The following is a 22562-nucleotide window of genomic DNA, read 5'->3' on the forward strand; positions in this document are numbered from 1 at the left end:
TTTTGGTTGCTTTCTGTAAACAAGTCCAAGTCCGCGCAAAATACGCGGACCTGATGAGTAAACGCCGCTGGGCCGGCCTTAGTTCATATGGTAATTCGGCGCTTCCTTGGTAATCGTCACGTCGTGCACATGGCTTTCGCGCATACCGGCACTGGTGACGCGCACAAACTGGGCATTTTCGTGCATCGCGGCGATCGTGCTGTTGCCGGTGTAACCCATGCTGGAGCGGATACCGCCCAGTAGCTGATGCACAATCGCCAACACGCTGCCTTTGTACGGCACTCGCCCTTCAATACCCTCCGGTACCAATTTTTCGACCTGATCGGTGTCTTCCTGAAAGTATCGATCACTGGAGCCCTGCAACTGCGACATCGCGCCCAATGAGCCCATGCCGCGGTAGGATTTGTAAGAGCGACCTTGAAACAGCTCCACTTCGCCAGGTGCTTCTTCAGTACCCGCGAACAAGCCACCCAGCATCACGGCATGCGCCCCCGCCGCCAAGGCTTTGGCAACATCACCCGAATAGCGAATGCCACCATCGGCAATCAGAGGCACGCCTGTTCCTCTTAACGCATCCGCCACATTGCTAACGGCAGTAATTTGCGGCACGCCGACACCGGCAACGATCCGGGTGGTGCAGATAGAGCCGGGACCAATACCAACCTTAACGCCGTCGGCGCCGGCTTCGACCAATGCCAATGCGGCCGCAGCGGTAGCTATATTGCCGCCGATAACCTGAACTTGCGGAAAGTTTTGTTTTACCCAGCGCACTTTATCCAACACGCCTTGGGAATGGCCATGAGCGGTATCGACGATGATGACATCGACACCAGCTTCCACCAATGCGCCAACCCGTTCCCCGGTGTCCGCACCGGTACCGACCGCCGCGCCGACGATCAGCCTTTCCTGTTCGTCCTTGCAGGCTTGTGGGTTGTCTTTGGCCTTTTGGATATCTTTGACGGTAATCATGCCGCGCAAATGAAAGGCATCGTTGACGACCAGCACTTTTTCGATTCGGTGTTTGTGTAGCAAGTCGATGACTTCTTTATGCTTAAACGACTCGTGGACAGTAACCAGCTTTTCCTTAGGCGTCATAATCGAACTAATAGATTCGTCCAGCCGGGTTTCGAATCGCAAATCACGGCTGGTGACAATGCCGACCAATTCTTCGCCGTCAACAACCGGTACGCCGGAAATATTTTTAGCGCGGGTCAATTCCATTACTTCGCGAACCGTCACGTTAGGTGAAACGGTAATCGGGTCCTTGATCACGCCGCTTTCGTATTTTTTAACGCGTCTGACTTCCGCGGCTTGCTGCTCAACAGTCATGTTTTTATGGATGATGCCGATGCCGCCTTCCTGAGCAATCGCAATAGCCAGGCGCGCTTCGGTCACCGTATCCATTGCCGCCGAAACCAGTGGGATGTTCAGCTTAATCTTGCGGGTCAGTTGGGTTTTCAGTTCGACTTCGCGCGGCAGTACGCTGGAATGGGCGGGCACCAATAGAACATCGTCAAAGGTCAGAGCTTCTTGAATGATTTGCATAATCACACCGGGTGGCTAATCGTAAATAAGCCAGCCATTGTACAACCTAACCCGCATTCCGAAAAATCGGAAATAGTCAATGGTATTTAGGTCTCTATTTGTCTTCGATTGAGAGCGCCGCCGCGATGCCCAAATATTCGCTGGGATTGGGCTTATGCAGGAAAATCCCTAGCACGCCCATCACACTGAAAATATATAAAGTGTTGAAGCCGTCGCCCAAAATAAACATCGCTAAACCGGACAAGCTCACAAACTCGATCAAAGTTTGCGTGATGATTATAGTCGACAGATAGCGTTGCCTAGCGGTTTTGGGCCCCGGCATGGTCTGGTTTAGCCGCAGCAGGATATGCCTTAGCAACTTGGTGAACGGAAACAACAAAATAGCCAGGCCGTAGAGCACGCTCCTAATCAGCACACGTTGCGCTTCATCAACGCCGATTTGCAGTTCGCTAGCCCAAAAATGACAAACCAGGTTATAACCTAACACCGTCAAGAGCATGGCGGCGCAGATGAGCCAGTGCGGCCTAAGATCTTCGGCTGATGGCTGGGGGTGAGCGGACATCGATAACTCCTAACGAGAGCGGTTGCGGTAATCGCGGAGAATAACAACAAACGCCACAAAATCATAAACCGCATGAATTACCATGGGCACCAATAGATTGCGTTCGCCGCCATAGTCCAGCATCACCCCCATATACAAGCCCATCAACATCGCTAAAACCGCGTAAAGCGGCGTGACCGCATGCACCAATGCAAACAGCAGATTGCTAACCCACAAGCCTACGCTCGCGCCCCAGCCATTTTCCAGCCAAGGTTGTAGAAAGCCGCGAAACAGGGCCTCTTCGGCAAAACCGGCGATAGCAGCCAGTATCAATAAATCGGTCCAATGTCTGTAGGCCAGTCTGGCGCCCAAGGTTTCCAGCAGTAAATCACGAATTTTTTGGATTGGCGGATAGGTCAGTTGTTGCATCGCAAAAAATAATACCAGTAGCGGCCCGGTCGCGAATAAGCCAATACCCAATGCCGACTCGGAAAACTCCAGATTGGCAAACGGATCAAGGTCGGCAAGCCAGCCTAAAGCCAGCGCCAATACCGCTAAAGAACCCTCGAAATAACAGGCAATTCTGAAAAAAGCGTTTGAAGCGGCGGGCTGGTTTTCCATGATGTTGGGCTTTAGGCAAACGGGGACTGAAAATTCTAAACAAAAACCATTAGAATTGGCAGCATTAGCAATAACAGGTCATCATCATGCAATGTTTTATCTATAAAAGCCTGAAAAAAGACGAACTCTATTTGTATCTGGATAAAAAAGACGACTTTTCGGCCGTGCCGGAAGCCTTGTTCAAAAGCCTTGGCCACTTAACATTTGTGATGGAGTTGCAGTTGAGCCCGGATCGCAAATTAGCCAGGGAAAATCCGGAAAAAGTAATCGCCAGCCTGCAAAGCAAAGGCTTTTTCGTGCAATTGCCACCGACATTGATCAGCGCCTTACCACCGTCGCTGGACAAGCAGCTGCACTGAAATCGCACGCGCCATATTGGTATATCCGTGCTAACATGCTCACAAAAAATCTTTATCGGAAAGCACGGTTTTTGCTCACTTATTTAGTCAGACCAGGATACGCACCACATGTCAGATAATCCATTAGCTTACGAAGACGCAAAGTCTAAGGGCATACTTTGGGGTTTTGGTTCGCTGTTAGGCGTTGTTCTGATTGTCATGCTGGTTTTAGGCGAATGGTGGAGCCGCGAGCCCGAGCAATTCAGCGTTCAGGACGAAGCGATTGAGCGTATGAATGTCACCCATACCGATCAAATGCCGATTGGTTACGTCTATGCCAACACGCTGGCGCATATCGCCGACGTAATACTGTTTAAATCCGGCGGCTACCTGTCCAACGACGTGGCCCCGCCCGGCCTGTTTTGCGATAACATTCAAAACTTCGAGTACGGCGCGCTGGTCATGTTGCGCGACGGCACCACCGCATTACGTAACCATTTCGCCCGCGACCAATCGCAATCCGCGGAAGACCCTGATTTGGCAAAAGCCGAGCCGTACTTTTACTATGAACGCAATTCCTGGGCTTTGCCGTCCACCGAATCGGAATATGTAAAAGGTATCGAAGCGCTGCACGCTTATATGGTTCGCCTGCAAAACCCGTCTTCCACGTCAAAAGCCGCGCAGTTCCACTCCAGAGCGGATAACCTGTGGCAATATACCGAGGTTGTCATCAAGCGACTCGGCGGTCTCTCGACCCGCTTGGCGGCCAGTACCGACAAATTTTCCGGCGCAACCCACGGCGACCCATCCAATCCGATCGACATCAATATGCCGACCATCGGCCAAACGCCCTGGATGGAAATCGATAACGTATTCTACGAAGCGCGCGGCTCCTGCTGGGCGTTGTTACATATTCTAAAAGCCATCAAGCATGACTTTTCCGATATCCTGCTCGACAAACGGGCAATGAACACTTTGGATAATATGATCCAAGCTCTGGAAAACGCCTTATCACCCACCTTGAGCCCGGTGGTACTGAACGGTGACGGCTTTGGGATCTTCGCCAACTATTCGCTGGCGATGGCCAACTACATTGCTCGTGCCAACGCGGCTGCGCTGGACTTGCGGGACGTGATGAACAGAGGTTAATGCCATCATGCAGGAACAAATTAACGAAAATCTGAAAAAAAATCGAGACCTGGAAACGCATCATTTTCATGCTGATTTTCGCGGCCATCGATAGCTTGGTTAAACTATTGTTGTGGCTGGTGATTTTGTTGCAGGTCGGCTCGGTGCTGTTTACCGGTGACGCTAACGCGAATATCCTGAACTTTGGCCGTAGCCTGTCAACTTACCATTATCATATTTTGCTGTTTTTGACGTTCAATACCGAGCAGCTGCCGTTTCCGTTTTCCGATTGGAACGAAACCGCCAAACTGGAATTGATCGGCAAGCAGTGATTTTCCATGGAAGCAGCGCCGCGCAAAATCATCCACATAGACATGGATGCATTTTATGCGGCGGTTGAACAGCGCGACCATCCCCAATTTAGAAATAAACCCATCATTGTCGGCGGTAAGCCTGATTCGCGCGGCGTAGTCGCCACCTGTAGTTATGAAGCCCGCCAGTTTGGCGTACGTTCGGCCATGCCTTCCGCGCATGCTTACCGACTCTGCCCGCAAGCTATTTTCGTTAAGCCGCGTTTTGATGTTTACCGGGAAGCGTCCGAGACTATCCGTGGGATTTTCGCTCGTTACTGTGAACGTTTCGAACCCTTGTCGCTGGACGAAGCCTATCTGGATGTTAGCGATAGCGAGCTTTATCAAGGCTCGGCGACTTTGCTGGCCAAGCACATCAAGCAGGAGATACGCCGACAAACCGAGTTAGTGGCGTCCGCCGGCATTTCCTACAATAAATTTCTCGCCAAAATCGCCTCGGACCTGGGCAAGCCGGACGGCTTGTACCTCATTACACCCGAACAAGGCCCGGCGTTTGTGGAAAATCTGGCTATAGGCAAGTTTCACGGCATCGGCCGCGCTACCGAACAGAAAATGTACGACTTGGGCATCGTTACCGGCAAAGATCTAAAACAATTGCCGCTAGCGGAATTGCAACGGCATTTCGGCAAAGCCGGCCAACACTATTACAACATTGCCCGGGGTATTGATCCGCGCCAGGTCAATACCAATCGAGCCCGCAAATCGGTGGGCATCGAGACCACGTTTGATCAAGACATCGCCGACCAGACGAGCATTCTGCGCTATTTACATGATTTGCTGGAAAAAGCCCTGGGCAGATTGGCCGAAAAACAGCTGACGGCCTACACGCTGACTGTGAAAATAAAATATCAAAATTTCGTGCAGATCACCCGCGGGCGAACCTTGGCGGAACCGATCAGCGATAGCCCAACTACTAGAATGCTATTGAGCGAATTACTGAAAAATACCGGCATCGGCACCACCAAAGTGCGACTACTGGGCGTTACCTTATCGGGTCTGGAAAATGGCGACAGCCGCCTGCGCCAATATAGGCAAATGGATTTGTTCGACCTGGATGGTTGAACTACTTCGCCGTAGCAAGGCCCGCAGGAATAGGCCTGCCCCAATCTTGTCCGTATTGATACATTCACTCTCTTTCACTGGAAGCTAACTTACCAAACATGTTCAATCAGTTAAAAATTGCCGTCCTTATTCCCTGCCATAACGAAGAAGTGTCTATTGCGAAAGTAGTAAGCGACTTCAGACAGGTTTTGCCGGATGCGGCTATTTACGTGTTCGACAACAACTCCAGCGATAACACCGTCAGCGCAGCGCGGTCGGCGGGCGCGATGGTCCGCCATGAAACCCAGCAAGGGAAAGGCCATGTCGTACGCCGCATGTTCCGAGATATAGATGCCGATTTTTACCTGATGGTGGATGGCGACGACACCTATGACGCCAATTTGGCGCCGGACATGATCAAGTTGGCCATGAGCGGGCCTTACGATTTGGTGAATTGTATCCGCCGCGAAACCGGCGATGCTGCATACCGAGGCGGACACCGCTTCGGAAACCGGCTGTTGACCGGTGTGGTACGGCAAATTTTCGGCAACCGGATTCTCGATATGCTCTCCGGGTACAAAGTGTTTTCCCGGCGCTTCGTTAAATCCTTTCCGGCGCTGTCCACCGGCTTTGATATTGAAACCGAATTAACCGTGCATACACTCGAGTTGTCGATGCCGGCCGCACACATCGAAGGGGAGTACCGGGGACGCCCTGCAGGCTCGGAAAGTAAATTGCGCACCTATCGCGACGGCTGGCGCATCCTAATGTTGATTATCCGATTGGTTAGACATGAGCGGCCCATGGTGTTTTTTGGGGGGCTGGCCGGTTTGCTGGTGGCATTAGCCTTGCTGCTGATCTGGCCCGTAATCTTGACTTACCTGGATACGGGGCTGGTGCCTAGATTCCCGACAGCCTTTCTTGCCATGGGTATTATGCTGCTGGCGTCGTTGAGCGTTTTTACCGGCACGATTTTGGATACAGTGACGCGCGGGCGCAAGGAGTTGCGTATGCTGACCTATTTACAATATCCGCCACCGGTCTTTGTGCCGAACGCTTTTGCCGATTCCGCCGCTATCCTATCTGCCGACAATACTGCTTTATCTGCTGGTAACGATGATCTGCTCGGACAGATGTGGCGCTTCGGACTGGTCGGAGTAGTCGGCTATATTGTGAATGCCGGCTTGGTAGAGTCCCTAGTAGTGAACATGGGGCCGTTACGCGCGCAAATGTTGGCTTTTCCGGCAGCCGTTACCGTCACCTGGTGGCTTAACCGGCGCTTTACCTTTGGTGCCAGCCACCACGCCATGCATCATGAGTGGCTGCGTTATGTGCTGGCCAATATGCTGGGCTGGACAGCCAATAACGGCGCTTACTTGTGGATGATTTTCAGCGTACCCCTTGCTTATCAGCATCCCGCATTGGCTGTTGCCGTGGGTTCATTGGCCGGTATGGTATTAAATTTTTCGGCTTCACGATTAATCGTTTTTAAGAAAATTCGTCAAGCCTGATGACGGTTACCAAAAAAATAAATAGTCTGGCCGGAGCGCTGCCAATCGAATGGATTTTTATCAGCGGATTCCTGATCCATTTCGGCATCATGTATCCGGGCTTCCTGTGTTATGACGCGGTCAATCAAATCCTCGAAGCTCGCGAAGGCCGCTTTTCCGACTGGCATCCACCTTTAATGGCTATTATCTGGCGATTCAGCGATAGCCTGACGCCTGGGCCGGCGGGTATGTTGTTTCTGCAACTCGGCTTGGTGTGGACCGGCGCATATCTGACCTTTCAGGCTTATTTTAAACCGTACGGCGCAAAGGTTGCCGCACCATGGCTTTGCGTTTTACTATTTTTGCCACCACTGTTCGGTATCAGCGGCGCAATTTTGAAAGACATGCTGATGTGGGGCGCGTTATTCAGTGCTTTCGGCATCGCGGGGCATATAAAAAACCATAAGGGGCAAACCCTACGGTTGGCGTTACTGTTATTCGCACTAACAGTATTGGGCTTATGGTTAGCCATCCTGATGAGACACAATGCATTTTTCGCAACAATTCCCGTACTCAGCTTTGCCATATTTCGCTTATTTCCAAAATACAGCGTATTCGGCTTGGTACGCGCGGCAATTCCGGGCGCGGTGCTAGCTCTTGTATTATTTGCAGTCACGGGAGCGATAAATAACCGGCTCGCCGATAGACACACCTATCCCTGGGTGGCCAACGCCTCGTTCGATATTGCCGGCGTGATCAAACGGCTTGAGGATAAAGGCCGGCAACAAGCTATTTTCGATCAACTGGCCGGCACCTTGAATTCAACTGGCTCAGTCGAACCCCTGCTAAAAGCCTATACGCCAATGTATTGGCGGGAAATTTTCCGGACTAAGCCGCCCACGTTAGAGCTGCCGAAAAATTCTATGGAATCGCAGATACATGGCTTTGCCAGCCTTTCCGACCAGCAACGGCAAACTCTGCATACACTTTGGATACAAACCATACTGGCGGAGCCGGTTTTATGGGTGCGTCACCGCTTGGCGGTATCGAAATATGTTCTGGGTTTGGTGCCGGATAACAGTTGGAGCCCGGTGATGATGGCTAAAGATTTTCCCAGCGACTTAGAACGTTTTTATGGATCTCATCCAAAAGCGACCAAATTGCAAGAGTGGCTTGAGGCAGGTATGACCAAGTATGTCGAATACTGGTTTTTTCAACCCTGGCCTTATTTTGTCCTGACAATTTATCTATTTTTTGCCGCTGCGTTTCGCCGCGTGACGGCCAATATCGAAGTCATTTGCCTAACTTCCAGCGCCATCTTGCATGAATTGGGTTTGATGTTGGCCGCACCCTCACCGGACTTTCGTTACTCGCATTACATGATTTTTTGCAGCTTGCTGAGCTTATTGTTGCTGGCGCGTCCTTGGATGGCAAAAGCCAAATAATAATTTGGCTTTTGCATATTGCGTATACCGCCCCAAACCGTCTCTGTTCCAAATTTACGGTCAGCCGCCAATTGTGCCAGTAGTGAATGACGGCTTCTGGAAGTGACGAATTGTCATAATCGATCCATTTCCGACAAATAAGATTTAATTTGGGGGGACAGGGAAAGGTAAATCCGCTGTCTTTGAAAATGTAGGTTAGCTGGTGTAATCGCACATTGTGAAGCCAGCACCCCCGATTACGCCCTCGCTAATCGGAGGGATGTATGGGCTATATGAATGTCCTCACGCCGTGTCACACGACTGTCATTGGTTTTCTTGATTTGGTTAACCTATACTTCAGACTCTAACATTTATCCTAGGTAACAAATATGAATATTATTGGACACAAGAACCACGACAGATCGCTAAGTAAGACAAAACCAGTCATCGTGGCGGGGGTTTTAGCACTCGGGCTGTTGGCTCAACCGGCGCAAGCAGCGTTGACCTTCAGCTTTAATTATCTGAATCCGGGCCAAGGTTTTGATGACCCCACTTTTGGTGCGGCCAGAAAAACCGCGCTAAATGAAGCCGCAGGCATGTTAGGGGCTTATTTCAGCAACTACACGGCAAACTTAACCTATGACGTGACTTCATACAGTATCAATAAAAACACCTTAGCGTCGGCGGGTAGCGATTCATTCATCGTTCCCGGTACCTTTCAACAAACCATTGTACAAACAAAAATTTTGACTAATGGCGCAACTGACGGCAACGGTGGCGATGCCGATGGCAGCATTGATTGGAATTTTTTCTATAACTGGGGGTTGACTGATAACGTCGCGGCAAATGCGTATGACTTCAAAAAAGTCGGCATGCATGAGTTATTGCACTCATTTGGGTTTACTACATTTGGTAACGCTACCGGTGCAGGATTTGGTGGCAACGCTCCTGGCACCCCGGACACCTGGTCCAAATTTGAAAACTTTTTAACCGATGCATCAGGAAATCGACTGATCAGTACCGACGGTGTTTTCGATAGCACTAAGGTCGCAGCTCTGACCGGTGGTAGCGGCAGTGTATTGTTTAGCGGTGCCAATGCCGTTGCTGCCAACGGCGGCGTGGGCGTTAACGTATATGCACCGACTACTTGGACTGATGGCAGCAGTATTGCGCATCTTGACGACGATACACCGGCTCTTTCTCAGTTGATCATGGCATCAACCGTCTCCGAAGGATTAAAAACTCGCGAAATATCGGCTATAGAGCTTGGTATACTGAAAGACATCGGCTACACCCAAATCGCCGCGCCAGCAGCAGTTCCCGTACCGGCCGCAGCTTGGTTAATGCTCAGTGGCCTACTCGGTTTGTTTGGCGTCAATCGCCAACGTAGAGCCGTCTGATCGGTTTCGTCTGTCTATTAGAAGATGAGGTTTTTTCGGGAACCTCATTTCCCAGTTGCCTTCCAGTTGTCCATGAAAATGTATAAATCGTCACTTTCCAGTTTGTTGCTGTTAGGCGTTATAGCCATGTTCAATCTCGCGGAAGCAGACGAAACGTTAGCGCGAAGCGCCCCGCCAACACAATATCCGTTGGCACAAGTGGCCATTTCGATACTACATCAGACCGGCCACGGCATTCCGGGCGGTTACGAAATCGCCATTCAGGGCGATGGCAACGGCTTTTATCTACAAAATGCGCTAAAAACCGAACTGCACATTTCAAGCGTCACCTTGATCGATATGCTCAACGACTTTTATCGCATCCATTTCTTTGAATTAGCCGATACCTACCAAGTAAAAAAGCAAGTGTTGCTGCGCAATAACTTTCTAGTTGCAACCACGGCCATGAAAATGGCCGATACCAGCAGTAAGAAGCTGTGCATTCAACTCGCCGATTATCAAAAATGCGTGACTATCGTTAACGATCAACCAGCGGAAGCCGCGCAACTGATTACAAAAATCGAAAAATTATTTGTTCATTGATACTAACGATCATGAAAAAAGCTGTATCCCCAGACAAATGAAAGCCATGTAGGCCGCAAATAGTCGATCCAAGACGTTCAAAATCTGGCAGGATTTACATTGGAATTGGTGGTGGTTTTGAAGTCGTAAGGAGCGGCTGTTTTGTTCGCAATACGCACATGTGATCCCGGAGGCTGGTGTTTGCCACGTCGGTAAGCGCAAAGCAGTGCCTGTTGGCGACAAACAGCGAGCGGGCAGCGAATAGCCTGTCTATAATATGCAAATTGATAAATTTTTTGCCGATAAATCCGATGTCTACGTGTCTATCTTACCGCTGTGCTTTATTACTGCTGGGTCAGATAGTGGCGGTTGTCATGCTGAGTCAGCTTACCGGCTGCGCCAGCAAAGAAAAAGCACCGCTAACCGTATTGCCTGCTCCCGAAGGCGGCAACCGGATCGCCGCCAACGACGCGTTACAATTGCGAGGTGCGCCGTATGTCTATGGGGGGGAGTCACCTAGCCAAGGCTTCGATTGTAGCGGCTTGGTCTATTACGTCTATAACCGCCAGGGAGTGCGGCTGCCGCGCGACACCCAATCGTTGGCCCGGCAACTGCCGGCAGTGCAGCCTGAGCAAAGGCAGCCGGGCGATCTGCTCTTTTTCACCACTGAGCGACCGTTTTCACATGTCGGGATTTACATCGGCGGCGAGCAATTCGTGCATGCGCCCAGTAGCCGGACCGGCCAGGTGATGGTCTCCGACCTCCGGCAGCCGTATTGGCGGGAGCGCTTTATCGGGGTGCGCCGCCCCGTAGCTCGCTATTCCCTGTCGCTAAACGACAGCGACAACAATAGCTGTAGGATAAATTAGTCCAACCAGCGCACTACCGCATCGCGCTCTTGCCGAGTTTTCGGTCTAGCCGGCGGATTTTTCCGGTAACCGAACGCAACCAGGTAAGCGGCGGACCAGTGCTCTAAATTCACGTTGGCGTTTTCCGCCAAGATCCGCTCCACTTCCCCGCGCTCGAAACCTTCAATCGGACAAGAATCGATCCCTATCATCGCTGCCGCGGTCATCATATTAGCCAACGGTAGATAAGTTTGCCGGGTCGCCCAGTCGGTCAAAGTGCGTTCGGAACCCAGCAAGTCAAAATCGCTACGTTGGAATTTCTCGATCAGACCGCTACGCAGTTGGATGATGTCTTCCGGAAACTGCTGCACGTTGCGCATGATATGTTGCAGATAGGCGCTGTCGTAGCGCATGAAATGGCTTTTCCGCACCAAGGTCAACACCACATGGCTGGCAGTAGGCAGCTGCTTTTGCCCGCCCCAGGTAACAGTCCGGAGTTTTTCGCGTAAATCCGGATTTTGCACGACCAGAAACTGCCAAGGCTCCAGTCCAAAGGAACTGGGCGAGAGCCGGGCAACTTCCAAAATAAAATCGAAATCCGTGCCGGCGATTTTGCGCTCGGCGTCGAATTCCTTACAGGCGTGACGAAATTGATACGCGTCGAGAATGTCCTGTTTACTAATGGTCATCTTACAAGCTGTCGCCTACTTCACGTTGATAGAACGGCCATTTCTTCACGTGCAGATGTTTTCTGATCGGGGTTTTGATCACCGATACGCACAGCGCGATCGAAAAGAGACACCATACCGCACAATACTCGTTCGGATCGTTGGTGGTAACGTCTGAAATCCAGGGTCCGATCAAATAATGGAAAGCCACAAAGCGCCAGGAACCATACATGATAGGTAGATAAAACGCCGCCAAAATATACGAAAACGCATGCAAACCCCAGTTGAAACCCAACAGCCAAGTCACCGGTTGCGACATCAAACCGTTTAAAGGCATTTGCCAGGCGATATGCCAATCCCCGGACACCGAGCAAGTTTGCACGCCGCAGAAACCCTCGGTACCTGGCACACAGTCGCCGGCCCATGCAAAGGGATACATCTTAATCAACATCGCCAGCGAACTGATCGCACACAAGGTGTAAACCGTGGTTCTGATCTTTAGTTTGACGCTTTCCGGAATGAAGTACATCGCCACCATGTTCACGAAAAACGGCTGGAAGGCGATATGTAAATAGCCGAGTAGAGTGAGCACCTGGTTATTCGGGTTATCGCACAGATTGATGTACACATACGTTAATGCCTGCAACAGTTCCATCAAGGCAAAATAAGTTAAAGGAATCCACAGTTCCTTGGATTCGCCTTTGTAGGCCACGTAAACAGCGGTCGTTAAACCTGCGGCAGCCAAAACGCCTGACGCTTCTCCACTCCAACACATTGAAAAATACCTTCTTTATTTTAGTTATAGGCATAGGCATCTAGTTTTATAACCGTGCAATCCAACGGCGTTTAATTTACCGATTCAGATGTCTATGGGTTTTGCTACGATCCGTCGTAAAGGGCGGGAATTATTACATAAACCGGACTAAATCGCCGGATTTTGGCGGATCAGACTAGTACAAATCCACCGGATCGACATCCAGCGACCAGCGCACCTTTTTGGCTTCCTTCAAGACATAAATGGCCGGCAACAAACTATCCAGCAGATGATGCAGCTCTTTACGCTGCGGACTCTGCAATAGCAACTGGTAACGAAACAAGCCCGCACGCCGGGCCATCGGCGCCGTCACCGGCCCCAAGACCTGTACTATGCCGGGGTTCAGTTCGCTGATTTTTTGGCAAACGGCCTGTAAAAACTGCTTCGGCTCCTCGGCCTTGCCGGCTTGCACCCTAAGCAAAGCCTGATGGCCGAACGGCGGCAAGCCGGCCTGCCGCCGTTCTTGCAGCGCGCTTTGCGCGAAAGCGCGATAGCCCGAGCTTAGCAAGGTATCCAGCAAAGGATGTTGCGGATGCCGGGTTTGCAACATAACCTTACCGGGTTGATCCGCCCGACCGGCCCGCCCCGCCACCTGCACAATCAACTGCGCCAGTCTTTCGCTACCGTGGTAGTCAATACTGAACAGGCCGCTGTCTATATCCAGAATGGCTACCAGCGTCACCCCAGGAAAATGGTGGCCCTTGGCGAGCATTTGCGTCCCGAGAATAATATCGACCCCGCCATCGTGAATCTGCTCCAGATACTGCTCCAGCGAGCCCTTGCGCTGCGTGGTATCCCGGTCCAGGCGCACGATGGTCTTGTCCGGAAATAAGGTTGCCAGGGTCTGTTCGATACGTTCGGTACCTAAACCCAGCGCCTGTAATTCGCCGGTTTTACAGGATGGGCACTGCTTGGGCAAAGGTTGTTCGCTGCCGCAGTGATGGCACCTCAACAACCGGTCGGCGGCGTGAATCACCAGATTGGCGTCACAGCGCCGGCAGCGCGAGACCCAGCCGCAACCATGGCAAATCTGCACCGGCGCATAGCCACGCCGGTTGAGAAAAATCAGTGCTTGTTGCTTCTTGTCCAAGGTGGCGTGGATTTCTGCCAGCAGCGGTTCGGACACACCGGCTTGCATTCGTTTATTGCGAATGTCCAGTAGCTGAAAACTCGGCGCTGTGGCATTGCCGGCCCGATTGGGCAAATGTAGCAGTTGGTAGCGGTGCTGGGCGACGTTCGCCATGCTCTCCAGCGACGGCGTTGCCGAGCCCAGCAATACCGGGATGCCTAAGCCCTTGGCCCTGGCGATGGCGACGTCCCGCGCCGAAAAGCGAAAGCCTTCCTGTTGTTTGAACGAGCTATCGTGCTCTTCGTCGAGAATAATCAGCCCGGGACGCGGCATTGGTGTGAACAGCGCGGAACGGGTGCCGAGCATAATCGCAGCTTCACCTTGCTGCATACTCAGCCAGGCCTGCAAACGCTGGTTATCGGTTAGTTTGGAATGCGTGGACACCATGTTCACCGCAAAACGCTTTAGAAAGCGCTGCTCCAATTGCGGCGTCAGACTAATTTCCGGCAGTAAAACCAGGACTTGTTTGCCCTGCGCCAACACCTTAGCGATGATCTGCATATACACTTCGGTCTTGCCGCTTCCGGTAACGCCCTCTAGCAGGGATACGGCAAAGCGACCCAGATTGGCGATGACCGCAGCGATAGCTGCTTGTTGCTCCGGATTGGCCGGTAACGCGGTTTTGGTCAAGGCTAATTCAGAGCCTGGAATTGGGTCTTGCGCCGTGACTAAGCCCTTATCGAGCAAGGCTTTCAGCGCGGGTTTGTAGGCGCTAAGCGCGGCAGCGGTCATAGCGCTACCGGTAGATTGCAACAATGCCAATAGCGCTTGTTGCTTGGGCGCGCGGCGTAGCTGTTCCGGGGCAACCAACCGACCTTGCGGGCTGAGGCCGAAGCAGGGCTGCCGTTGCAGCAAAGCCGGCCGGCCTTGGCGTAAGGCCACCGGAAACGCTGCGGCCAGCACTTCACCAATGGGGTGGTGATAATATCGGCTGGCCCAGCGTAATAACTGGATGTCGGTGTCAGCCAATAGCGGCTGGGTATCCAGAATGGCGATAGCCGGTTTAAGTTTATCCACCCGGACGCTGGAATGGTCCGCGACAGCCAGCAAAACCCCTACTTGCTGACGCTTACCGAAGGGCACCAACACCCTAATACCGACTTGCAATGCGGTCACACTAACACCGTCTGGCGGCAGGTAATCGAATAACCGGTCCAGCGGAACTGGCACAGCAACTTTCAAAATTAAATTGCCGGAAGTGTCACAGTTAGGCATGTCTCGTGATGTTTTTTTGATATTAGATCGCTAAGTCGTTAACAGGATTGAGGAATCTGAGTTACCCACAAAAACTGTGGATAACTCTGTGGATAGGCTTTTGAGAGAATCGCTTAGTGTCGGTTTTTATTACACATTTGTTAAATTGTGCAAATTTAAGCCAGCTGATTTGCCAATTATAAATCAATGACTTACGTAAAAAATTAATCTGTGTTAAATATCGCAGGCGCTATTGCAATGCTGCGCAGGCTATGCCCCGTTTTTGTGCATAACCTGTTGCGGAGCTGTATCGATTCGACGCGGTAACTGCGGCAGATCCATCAATTGGGTGCCCCGAAAAAATCAGGGTTCCGACTCTGAAGACTCTTGACATGGCTTAAGCTTCTTTATCAGCAGGAACGATTTCCCCAAGCAACTTGCCAATCGCGCAGCTAGACGGCATCGGCATCGTTAAAAAATTGCAGGCCCGCCCAACCCGCCAACAACAAAAACGCGAACAAGGTCCAGGCTGGAATACTCAAGCCCAGCAAGGTCCAATCGATCTTCGCGCATTCGCCGGTGCCGGTCAGCATCAATTTGATGGTATCGGCCAGCGGGAAATGTTGAAATACGTATTCCAGCCCCGGACTGCATTCCGGCACTTCTTCGGGCGGCAGATGTTGCAACCAGACATGGCGGGCCGAGACGCTGGCGCCGATCAAGGCCGCAACCGCGCTGCACACCGCATAGACTTTTCGGCCACGATTGTGCAAACCGGCCATCAAAAAAATGACGCCTGTTGCCAAAATAGCCAAACGTTGCGAAATGCAGAGCGGGCAAGGCTCCAACTCTTCGACAAACTGTAAATACGCGCCAACCCCCAACAGCGAAGCGCAGGCGGCAAAGCCCAGAAAAAAACCAATACGCGGATTAATTTTTACTAAATTCATTTTCGACGTCTTTTTTGAATGCTCTAATTTCCCGCGAGGGACCCAAAATAACCAAGATATCGCCAACGCTTAGGCGGCGGTCGAACTCCTCAACTACAAAGTGTAGTTGTTCGCTAACCTGCTTATTGACGATACCGATCAATATCAAATTGTACTGCGAACTCAGCTGTAACTCTGTGACATGAGTGTTTTCCAGATAACTGTTTTCTGGAATCGTCACTTCGGCTAGATGCAAATCGTGCCTGCCGAACACCGTATGATCAAAAATATCGTTGATATCCGGCCGCTTCAGCATGTCGTGAATCTTGCGCCCGCAGATTTCGTAAGGGTCGATAATCTTGTTGGCGCCGGCCGCCAACAGCTTTTCCGCCGACTCCGGGCTATCGACAATCGCGACGATATTCAACTGCTTATCCAGCGCCCGCGCCGACAGTGTCAGAAATACATTTTCCGAGTCCGTGTCGAAAAAGCAAAATAGTGTATCGATATGCGCGCCGATGCCGATCAGCTTCAAATCGTCATCGCTACGGAAATCGATGTTGGCGGTTTCAAAGCCGTTTTCACGGGCAAGCGTAGCTTTGGCCGGGTCGTGATCGATGACGGTGATTTGATACAGCTCTTTGTCCAACCGGCTAATGGCCTCGAACGACAGTCGGTTGTAACCGAATACGGCGATGTTTTTCATTTGGGCTTCCTGCTGAATAGACGGCGTTGTTCCACTTGATCGCGAAAATGATCGATGCCGTACTTACGGCCCAATAACACCAGCATATCGCCATGCCGCAGAATAAAGTCCACTTCCGGATTGAAATAAAAATGTTGCTGCTTAACCTGGTATTTATTCTTATGTTTCAGATGAATCGGATTGTCGCTGATCACGCCCAACAAGGTGAGCTTACGTTGCTGTAAATCCAGTTGACCGATTTGTTGATTATCCAAAGGCGACTTTTCGCTGACCAATACCGACTCCATTACCGTCTCGGTTTGGTTATGCAAAATACCGGAGATGGCCTCGAAAGCGACGGGCTGCCCAACAAATTCCGCCGCCAGCAAACCGGCAATCTCAAACGGCCTGATGACATTATCAGCGCCGGCCTGGTAGAGTTTATTGACATTATCGTGGCGGTTGGCACGGGAAATTATGCGCAGGTTTTTATTTAAATGCCGGCTGGTTAACGTCACATAAACATTTATCACATCGTCGCCGGTGATGCACAAGATAGCGCTGGCGCCGCGGCAAATACCGGCGTTGATCAGCACTTCATTATTACTGGCATCGCTTTCTATCGCCAGATAACCACGCTTCTTGGCTAACTCGATTCGTTCAGGGACTCGATCAATGATTAAAAACTTCTGTCGGTCGTTCTGCAAATGGCGGGCGATCTCCTGGCCGACCCGACCGAAACCGCAAATGATGATGAAGCTATCGTAACGCTCAAGTTGGGCATAGGTTCGGCTCTCGCGCATTGACAACATTTTCTCGCTGAACGCGGCGATCAGGATGGAGGTGAAGAACGACAGCACCCCCAAGCTGGCCAGTATCAAAAAAATCGTCACCCAGCGGCCGCCGGTGGTTTGCGGGGTAATGTCGCCAAAGCCCACAGTGGCCAAGGTGACGATGGTCCAATAAAAGGCGTCGAATAAATTATGAATACCGCTGTTGGTGGCTTGGTACTCGAACATATAAATCGACACGCTGGCGATAAACACCAGAAAGCAGGTGAAGATCAACAAGGTCATCAATTCGAAGCGCTTACTGGCCAAGGCGTCGGCAAACAATTTGGCGCTATTGGAATAACGAAACAGCTTAAACAGCCGGAATATGATGAAGATGCGCAAGATCGCCAGCGGTCGGTAGCTGGGCAGAATCGCCAAGATATCTATGATCGCAAACGGCGAAGTGATGTACTCCATATCCCTGACAAAGGCTTTGCGAAACACCCCGAGCAGATTGAAATCCAGGTTCAAATACAGCGCTTTCTCATATTCCTCGATGATTACTTTGTAGGTGTCGGAGTAAATCCAGCCCCGGAGGCAATATTCGACGATAAACACCATCAGAATCGCCAGCTCGAAATAGCCGCCCATTTTGCTGTCTTCGTGTTCGATGTCGTAAATCAGAAAAATTACGCTCAAAATCAGCAGGGCTATCATCGTCGCGTCGAAATACTTCTTCTTCCGGCTATGACTGTTTTCCAGCAGATCGTAAAAAAACAGCTTGGCTGACCGATACCAATCGGCGGATTTTAAGTAGTACGCGCAATAAACGATGAGTTTGGCTAGCATCTGGGCTTATTTCTTAAATTCGATCACTTTGCTGGAGGGATTTAGATTGATTTCGTCTATCACGCAATGCGAGCCGGCTTGCAGGATATAAGAAACCGCGTCGGCAACATCCTCAGCCATCAAGGCTTGGCCGGATTGTTTACCGGGTGCGAACGACAATGTATCAAAAAACGCGGTATCGACCATGCCCGGATTGACCAAAGACACCCGCACCGAGCTTTTGCCGCACTCGTCGCGCAAAGCCTGACTAAAGCCGCGCAACGCAAATTTGCTGGCGCAATAAATGCTGCCGTTGCGGCTGCCTTTTAAAGCCGCTTCCGAACCGATATACACCAGGTTAGCATGTAATTTTTGCTTTAGTGTCGGCAACAACGCCCGCGTCAGACAGGCTTGGGCGGTGAAGTTTACGGTCATCAAGGTTTCGATTTGTGCGTATGAAAATTGCTCCAGGCCGCCGAATTGGCCGAAACCGGCGGCGAAGACCACCGCATCCAGTGCCGGGAAATCACTTTGCAGTTGTTTGGCAAACGGCGGAACGCCGGCTAATTTAGCCAGATCCAGCTCGAGGCCGACAAAATTGGGGTGAAGCTTGGCAAACCGCCGGCAGTCCCGGGACGTGCCAATGACTTGGTGCCCCTGCGCCAGCAGTTGTCGGGCAATCGCCCGGCCAATGCCGGAGCTGGCGCCGGTCACCAGTACCGTGCGCTTTAGAGCGTGCATGGAAAAAAAGCGCTTTGCGGGATGTATTCCAGCAGCATTTGTGAGCAGTCGGCCATCATCGCCTGTTCCAAATCGGCACGGTAAGACACCATGCCGGACGCGGTTTGCAGCGGGCTGGCGAATAGTTTTTCATCCGGGTACAGCTTGTGGATTTTTTTGAAATATTGCTCCGGCAATCGAAACACACCCAAGCTGACCGAGTGCAAGGCCTGCGCATCGATTGCCGCAAATACTTGCTCGAACAAGGCTCGATATTGCTGGCGGTAGTCGTGCTGATAAATTAACGGATCAAAACGCAAACCAATTTGCCAACCTTGTTGCTGTAATTTAGCCGCCGCTTCGATACGCTTGGCCACATTCGGCGCTTTCGCTTCCACCTTCTCGGCCACCGCATCCGGAGAGAGGCTGAAAGCCACCACGCAGCGCGGCACCACGTCCCGATTCAACAAACTTCTGATTTGCGTACTCTTGGTGCGCAATTCCAGCCAGGCATTAGGTAGTTCGGCAAACACCGGCAAAAATTGTTCGGCAAAGTCGGTGACCGGCTCAAACGCTAGGCTATCGCAATCGTAGCCAGAGAAAAAGTACACATCCTGATCCGGCGTTTCCCGGCAGGTTTGGCGAATCTGTTCCTGAAAATCCTCGTAATTCACAAACAGCACGTAATTGGCCGACTGATACATGCCCTGTAAAAAGCAATATCGGCAGTCGTACAAGCAATTCAGCATGTGCGAAAAGTAATAATTGCGCTGGCCGCCGATGCCATAACCAGACGGCGCCGGCAACACGAACTTCTGGTACTTTTCCGCCAGAATCAGCGCCGGATGCTGCTTTTGTAAGCGAAAATTCTGCGCCTTGGGATTAAACACCTCGCCGAATCGCTCGCAGACCACCGTCCGCGCTTGCGGAAAACGCCGCCGAATCGTCGCTACGCGCGGATGCTGCTCGATAGCGGATTCTATATAAAGGGTGTCTATCATGATGACTGAATGCGGCAAAAAGGCGGTTGGGCATTATAAATGATTGCCGGACAGGGCGTGGTGACGGCGATAGGGCGCGAATTGCACCTTAGAAAACAGCGAATCGGAGCACTGCGGCAACTTGTCGCAACCACCCTGTGCAAATGGTCCGTTGCAGGCGCGCTAAATCCGTTATGATGGTCCCTGAGAAACAATAAAGTTTTTCAATTGGACCCAGTAGGAAAAAAGATACTTCCCATCAGCATGGATTTGCTTCAAGCCTCTTGTCGGCTATATGGCAAAAGGTGCTGTGCCGGTGCTATTTCAAGACGAACTTAGACCTATAAGTTGCCGGTACAAAAAATCTATTCTGTGATGACGTGTTTTTTAGGGCATTGGACCTATTAACCATCACACGAAATCTACTTAATGAAATTATTTACAAAAGCAGTATTAACCTTGTCATTGGCAGCTTCTTTGAGTCTGACCAACGTTTGCGCATTTGCTGCTGAAGAAGCACCAGCTGCCGCAGCGCAATCCGGTAGCGCCGGCATTATCGCTCACATCGAAAAAGCGCTGGTTGAAATCAGCAAAAGTGATTTCTCCGCCGCGCAGATTCATCTGAAAGCCGCCAGAACCAGCTCCGAAGCAATTGCCGGCAACTCCGAAGCCGCGAAAAAAGCCCACGCATCTTTGATGCAAGGACAGATCCTGTCTAAAAGCGGTAACGTAGCCAAAGCAACCGAAGAATTGACCAAGACTATCGAACTGTATAAAGCACTTTAAAGCTTGAACAGGGCTGGGCTGTTACGTCGGTCCAGCCTAAATTCAGGGGAGAAACGCAACCCCTAATAAGCAACACAGTCACATCCCAAAATAGGCATAGCCAGTAACGGCTATAACGCCGATTCCGACAATCTTGACCTTATCCACCAGCGCTTGCTGGCCCCAAAAGTAAAGACAACTGGCTTTTTTGCGGCACCAGAAGGCTATCAGACTATTGCCCGCCCGCCGACAGTTATGCGGAACAATCCGCCAAAGAAAGAAAAGACCGATCAGGCCGACCGTACACAGAATATAAAACACGATGACTTGGGTAGTGTGGGTATCGGTATGGAATGCATGCTCGATGACATGGTCCAGATTGTATTCGGCATACTCAAAGATCAAATGTATGACGTGTAAAACCACTTCGAAAATATGATGAACCAAGCCCATTAACAGCCCGAATGCGGCATCCGGCATCGCCAGGACAAATAAGACCAGGCTTAGCAGTACGCCGTTAACGGCCCACTGTTGTTTTTTGGTTCTGTCGATATGTTTGCTTAACAGCGCCGTATCTTCCGGCGTCAGATTGACGAATTGGGCGCCGATTAAATACGGATAACGGTCGTTTTCGAAGGGGTTGCTGGGCTTGCAATACACCACCTTACAGCAGGTCATGATTGCGGTCATGCTGGATAACAGCAATATCCGCAGCATCAGATAATCGCCGGCTTGCAGCGGCTCTTGCGAGGTAAAGGCGATGCCGCTGGCACTGATATTGACGTTTAGCGTGTCGTTTTCCCTGCTTTGCGAATCGGGTAACGCTTGGTCGATGTCCGGCGGATTATTGTGTAGCAAATCATCGAAGTTTTCCGGCGCTTGCAGTTGCCCATCATAATCAAGCTTGCGGTAGAAAAGATTGGCTTGCTCATAAATGCGAAAAGCCACTCTGCGATTCAATTTTTTGCCGTTTACCTTAGCCATATCCATCAAACCTTAAAAATCGCGTATTACATACTGTCGATGATAGTCCAAGACTGCAAACTCTCAATCCGCATAAAAATAACCCGGACGCAGACTGGCGCGTTTGTTCAGGTTTCGTGTTTATTCACCCAATGTTTTACAGCAGGCGGCTGATAATTGACATAGCGATCCAGTAACAAATTTGGATCGGCCTCCACCATTAACATGGCCCGATGATGCGGTTTGACGAATTGTTCGGCGGCAACATGATCCAGAAAGCTAATCAAGGCATCGTAATAGCCCGCCACATTTAATACGCCGCAGGGTTTTTGATGAAAACCCAACTGCGCCCAGGTCCAAATTTCGAATAATTCCTCCAACGTACCTATTCCGCCGGGCAGCGCGATAAAGCCGTCCGCTAGTTCGGCCATCAGCATCTTTCGTTCGTGCATGGATTCGGTGACGTGCAATTCAGTCAGATTGGGATGGGCGACCTCCTTGTGTGCCAAGGCTTTGGGAATAACGCCAATCGCTTGGCCGCCGAGCTTTAAGACCTGGTCCGCGACCATACCCATAATGCCGATCCCGGCCCCGCCGTATACCAAGCGGATATTACGGCTGACCAGCGCGGCGGCCAAGGCTTGCGCGGCCGTGCCGTATGACTCAATCCGTCCAGGGCTGGAACCGCAATAGATACAAATACTGTTTATCGTTGTCATGTCGGGTATGCCGAAAAATCAGGGTGGCTTATATTCGGTGGAAAACCATGAGGCGGCAAGACGAATTTTACTGCCGCCAAATGTGTT

Annotated in this window: 22 protein-coding genes and 1 pseudogene; 10 read left to right on the plus strand and 13 right to left on the minus strand. The window is 51.1% G+C overall.

What is annotated here, in order from left to right:
- Positions 1–78: 78 nt before the first annotated feature.
- From guaB to ACR64Q_RS20150, 3 genes are all read right to left on the minus strand, one after another.
- Positions 79–1545 carry an IMP dehydrogenase gene (gene guaB / locus ACR64Q_RS20140; RefSeq protein WP_026602653.1) on the minus strand — a complete coding sequence of 489 codons (1467 nt, stop codon included), beginning with the start codon at positions 1543–1545 and terminating at the stop codon, positions 79–81.
- Between the two features lie 94 nt (positions 1546–1639).
- Complete coding sequence (locus ACR64Q_RS20145; protein ID WP_036276016.1) at positions 1640–2107, minus strand: hypothetical protein; 468 nt, start codon at positions 2105–2107, stop codon at positions 1640–1642.
- A gap of 9 nt (positions 2108–2116) precedes the next feature.
- Positions 2117–2707 carry a CPBP family intramembrane glutamic endopeptidase gene (locus ACR64Q_RS20150; RefSeq protein ID WP_020484173.1) on the minus strand — a complete coding sequence of 197 codons (591 nt, stop codon included), beginning with the start codon at positions 2705–2707 and terminating at the stop codon, positions 2117–2119.
- 86 nt (positions 2708–2793) lie between these two features.
- Between ACR64Q_RS20150 and ACR64Q_RS20155 the strand changes: the two genes are divergently transcribed.
- From ACR64Q_RS20155 to ACR64Q_RS20195, 9 genes and pseudogenes are all read left to right on the plus strand, one after another.
- Complete coding sequence (locus tag ACR64Q_RS20155; protein WP_313732899.1) at positions 2794–3066, plus strand: YcgL domain-containing protein; 273 nt, start codon at positions 2794–2796, stop codon at positions 3064–3066.
- 108 nt (positions 3067–3174) lie between these two features.
- The gene (locus tag ACR64Q_RS20160; RefSeq protein ID WP_020484171.1) at positions 3175–4194 is read left to right on the plus strand and encodes a DUF2333 family protein; all 1020 of its coding nucleotides are present in this window, start codon (positions 3175–3177) and stop codon (positions 4192–4194) included.
- A 7-nt stretch (positions 4195–4201) separates the two neighbouring features.
- Positions 4202–4505, plus strand: a pseudogene (locus ACR64Q_RS20165) (DUF4389 domain-containing protein).
- A 6-nt stretch (positions 4506–4511) separates the two neighbouring features.
- A complete protein-coding gene (gene dinB / locus ACR64Q_RS20170) occupies positions 4512–5606 on the plus strand; it encodes a DNA polymerase IV (protein WP_026602657.1) in 1095 nt (364 codons plus the stop codon).
- A 98-nt stretch (positions 5607–5704) separates the two neighbouring features.
- The gene (locus tag ACR64Q_RS20175) at positions 5705–7096 is read left to right on the plus strand and encodes a bifunctional glycosyltransferase family 2/GtrA family protein (protein WP_026602658.1); all 1392 of its coding nucleotides are present in this window, start codon (positions 5705–5707) and stop codon (positions 7094–7096) included.
- Entirely contained in the window at positions 7096–8520 is a 1425-nt protein-coding gene (locus ACR64Q_RS20180) for a hypothetical protein (RefSeq protein ID WP_313732901.1), read from the plus strand. The genes ACR64Q_RS20175 and ACR64Q_RS20180 overlap by 1 nt, the downstream gene beginning before the upstream one ends.
- Positions 8521–8888: 368 nt before the next feature.
- Complete coding sequence (locus ACR64Q_RS20185; protein ID WP_155931130.1) at positions 8889–9899, plus strand: hypothetical protein; 1011 nt, start codon at positions 8889–8891, stop codon at positions 9897–9899.
- 72 nt (positions 9900–9971) lie between these two features.
- Positions 9972–10481: a hypothetical protein gene (locus ACR64Q_RS20190; RefSeq protein ID WP_313732902.1), complete on the plus strand. Its 510-nt coding sequence runs from the start codon at positions 9972–9974 to the stop codon at positions 10479–10481.
- 353 nt (positions 10482–10834) lie between these two features.
- A complete protein-coding gene (locus ACR64Q_RS20195; protein ID WP_026602662.1) occupies positions 10835–11329 on the plus strand; it encodes a C40 family peptidase in 495 nt (164 codons plus the stop codon).
- Here ACR64Q_RS20195 and ACR64Q_RS20200 read toward each other — a convergent pair.
- The 8 genes from ACR64Q_RS20200 to ACR64Q_RS20235 form a co-directional block, all read right to left on the minus strand.
- Positions 11326–11997, minus strand: a complete 672-nt coding sequence (locus ACR64Q_RS20200; RefSeq protein ID WP_313732904.1) for an NAD(P)H-dependent oxidoreductase — start codon at positions 11995–11997, stop codon at positions 11326–11328. The two genes, ACR64Q_RS20195 and ACR64Q_RS20200, sit on opposite strands and share 4 nt — an antisense overlap.
- A 1-nt stretch (position 11998) precedes the next feature.
- A complete protein-coding gene (locus tag ACR64Q_RS20205) occupies positions 11999–12751 on the minus strand; it encodes a DUF5765 domain-containing protein (protein WP_026147088.1) in 753 nt (250 codons plus the stop codon).
- 175 nt (positions 12752–12926) lie between these two features.
- On the minus strand, positions 12927–15134 hold the full coding sequence (locus ACR64Q_RS20210; protein WP_313732905.1) for a primosomal protein N': 2208 nt from the start codon (positions 15132–15134) through the stop codon (positions 12927–12929).
- Between the two features lie 431 nt (positions 15135–15565).
- Complete coding sequence (locus tag ACR64Q_RS20215; RefSeq protein WP_026602666.1) at positions 15566–16063, minus strand: disulfide bond formation protein B; 498 nt, start codon at positions 16061–16063, stop codon at positions 15566–15568.
- Complete coding sequence (locus ACR64Q_RS20220; protein WP_026602667.1) at positions 16044–16748, minus strand: potassium channel family protein; 705 nt, start codon at positions 16746–16748, stop codon at positions 16044–16046. The genes ACR64Q_RS20215 and ACR64Q_RS20220 overlap by 20 nt, the downstream gene beginning before the upstream one ends.
- A complete protein-coding gene (locus tag ACR64Q_RS20225) occupies positions 16745–18349 on the minus strand; it encodes an NAD-binding protein (protein WP_020484158.1) in 1605 nt (534 codons plus the stop codon). Before ACR64Q_RS20225 ends, ACR64Q_RS20220 begins: the two co-directional genes overlap by 4 nt.
- Positions 18350–18355: 6 nt before the next feature.
- A complete protein-coding gene (locus ACR64Q_RS20230) occupies positions 18356–19069 on the minus strand; it encodes an SDR family oxidoreductase (RefSeq protein ID WP_313732906.1) in 714 nt (237 codons plus the stop codon).
- Positions 19057–20049 (minus strand): SPL family radical SAM protein, encoded by a 993-nt coding sequence (locus ACR64Q_RS20235; RefSeq protein ID WP_313732907.1) that lies wholly within the window; start codon positions 20047–20049, stop codon positions 19057–19059. The genes ACR64Q_RS20230 and ACR64Q_RS20235 overlap by 13 nt, the downstream gene beginning before the upstream one ends.
- 408 nt (positions 20050–20457) lie before the next feature.
- Here ACR64Q_RS20235 and ACR64Q_RS20240 point away from each other — a divergent pair, with 408 nt between their 5' ends.
- Positions 20458–20814 carry a hypothetical protein gene (locus ACR64Q_RS20240; protein ID WP_026602670.1) on the plus strand — a complete coding sequence of 119 codons (357 nt, stop codon included), beginning with the start codon at positions 20458–20460 and terminating at the stop codon, positions 20812–20814.
- A gap of 78 nt (positions 20815–20892) precedes the next feature.
- Here the strand turns inward: ACR64Q_RS20240 and ACR64Q_RS20245 are convergent, their stop codons facing one another.
- Together ACR64Q_RS20245 and ACR64Q_RS20250 are read right to left on the minus strand one after the other, a co-directional pair.
- Positions 20893–21777 carry a PilZ domain-containing protein gene (locus tag ACR64Q_RS20245; RefSeq protein WP_197026965.1) on the minus strand — a complete coding sequence of 295 codons (885 nt, stop codon included), beginning with the start codon at positions 21775–21777 and terminating at the stop codon, positions 20893–20895.
- Positions 21778–21884: 107 nt separating this feature from the next.
- The gene (locus ACR64Q_RS20250) at positions 21885–22475 is read right to left on the minus strand and encodes an LOG family protein (RefSeq protein ID WP_026602672.1); all 591 of its coding nucleotides are present in this window, start codon (positions 22473–22475) and stop codon (positions 21885–21887) included.
- Positions 22476–22562 lie beyond the last annotated feature (87 nt).

It is taken from the genome of Methylomonas sp. 2F7 (assembly GCF_057126975.1).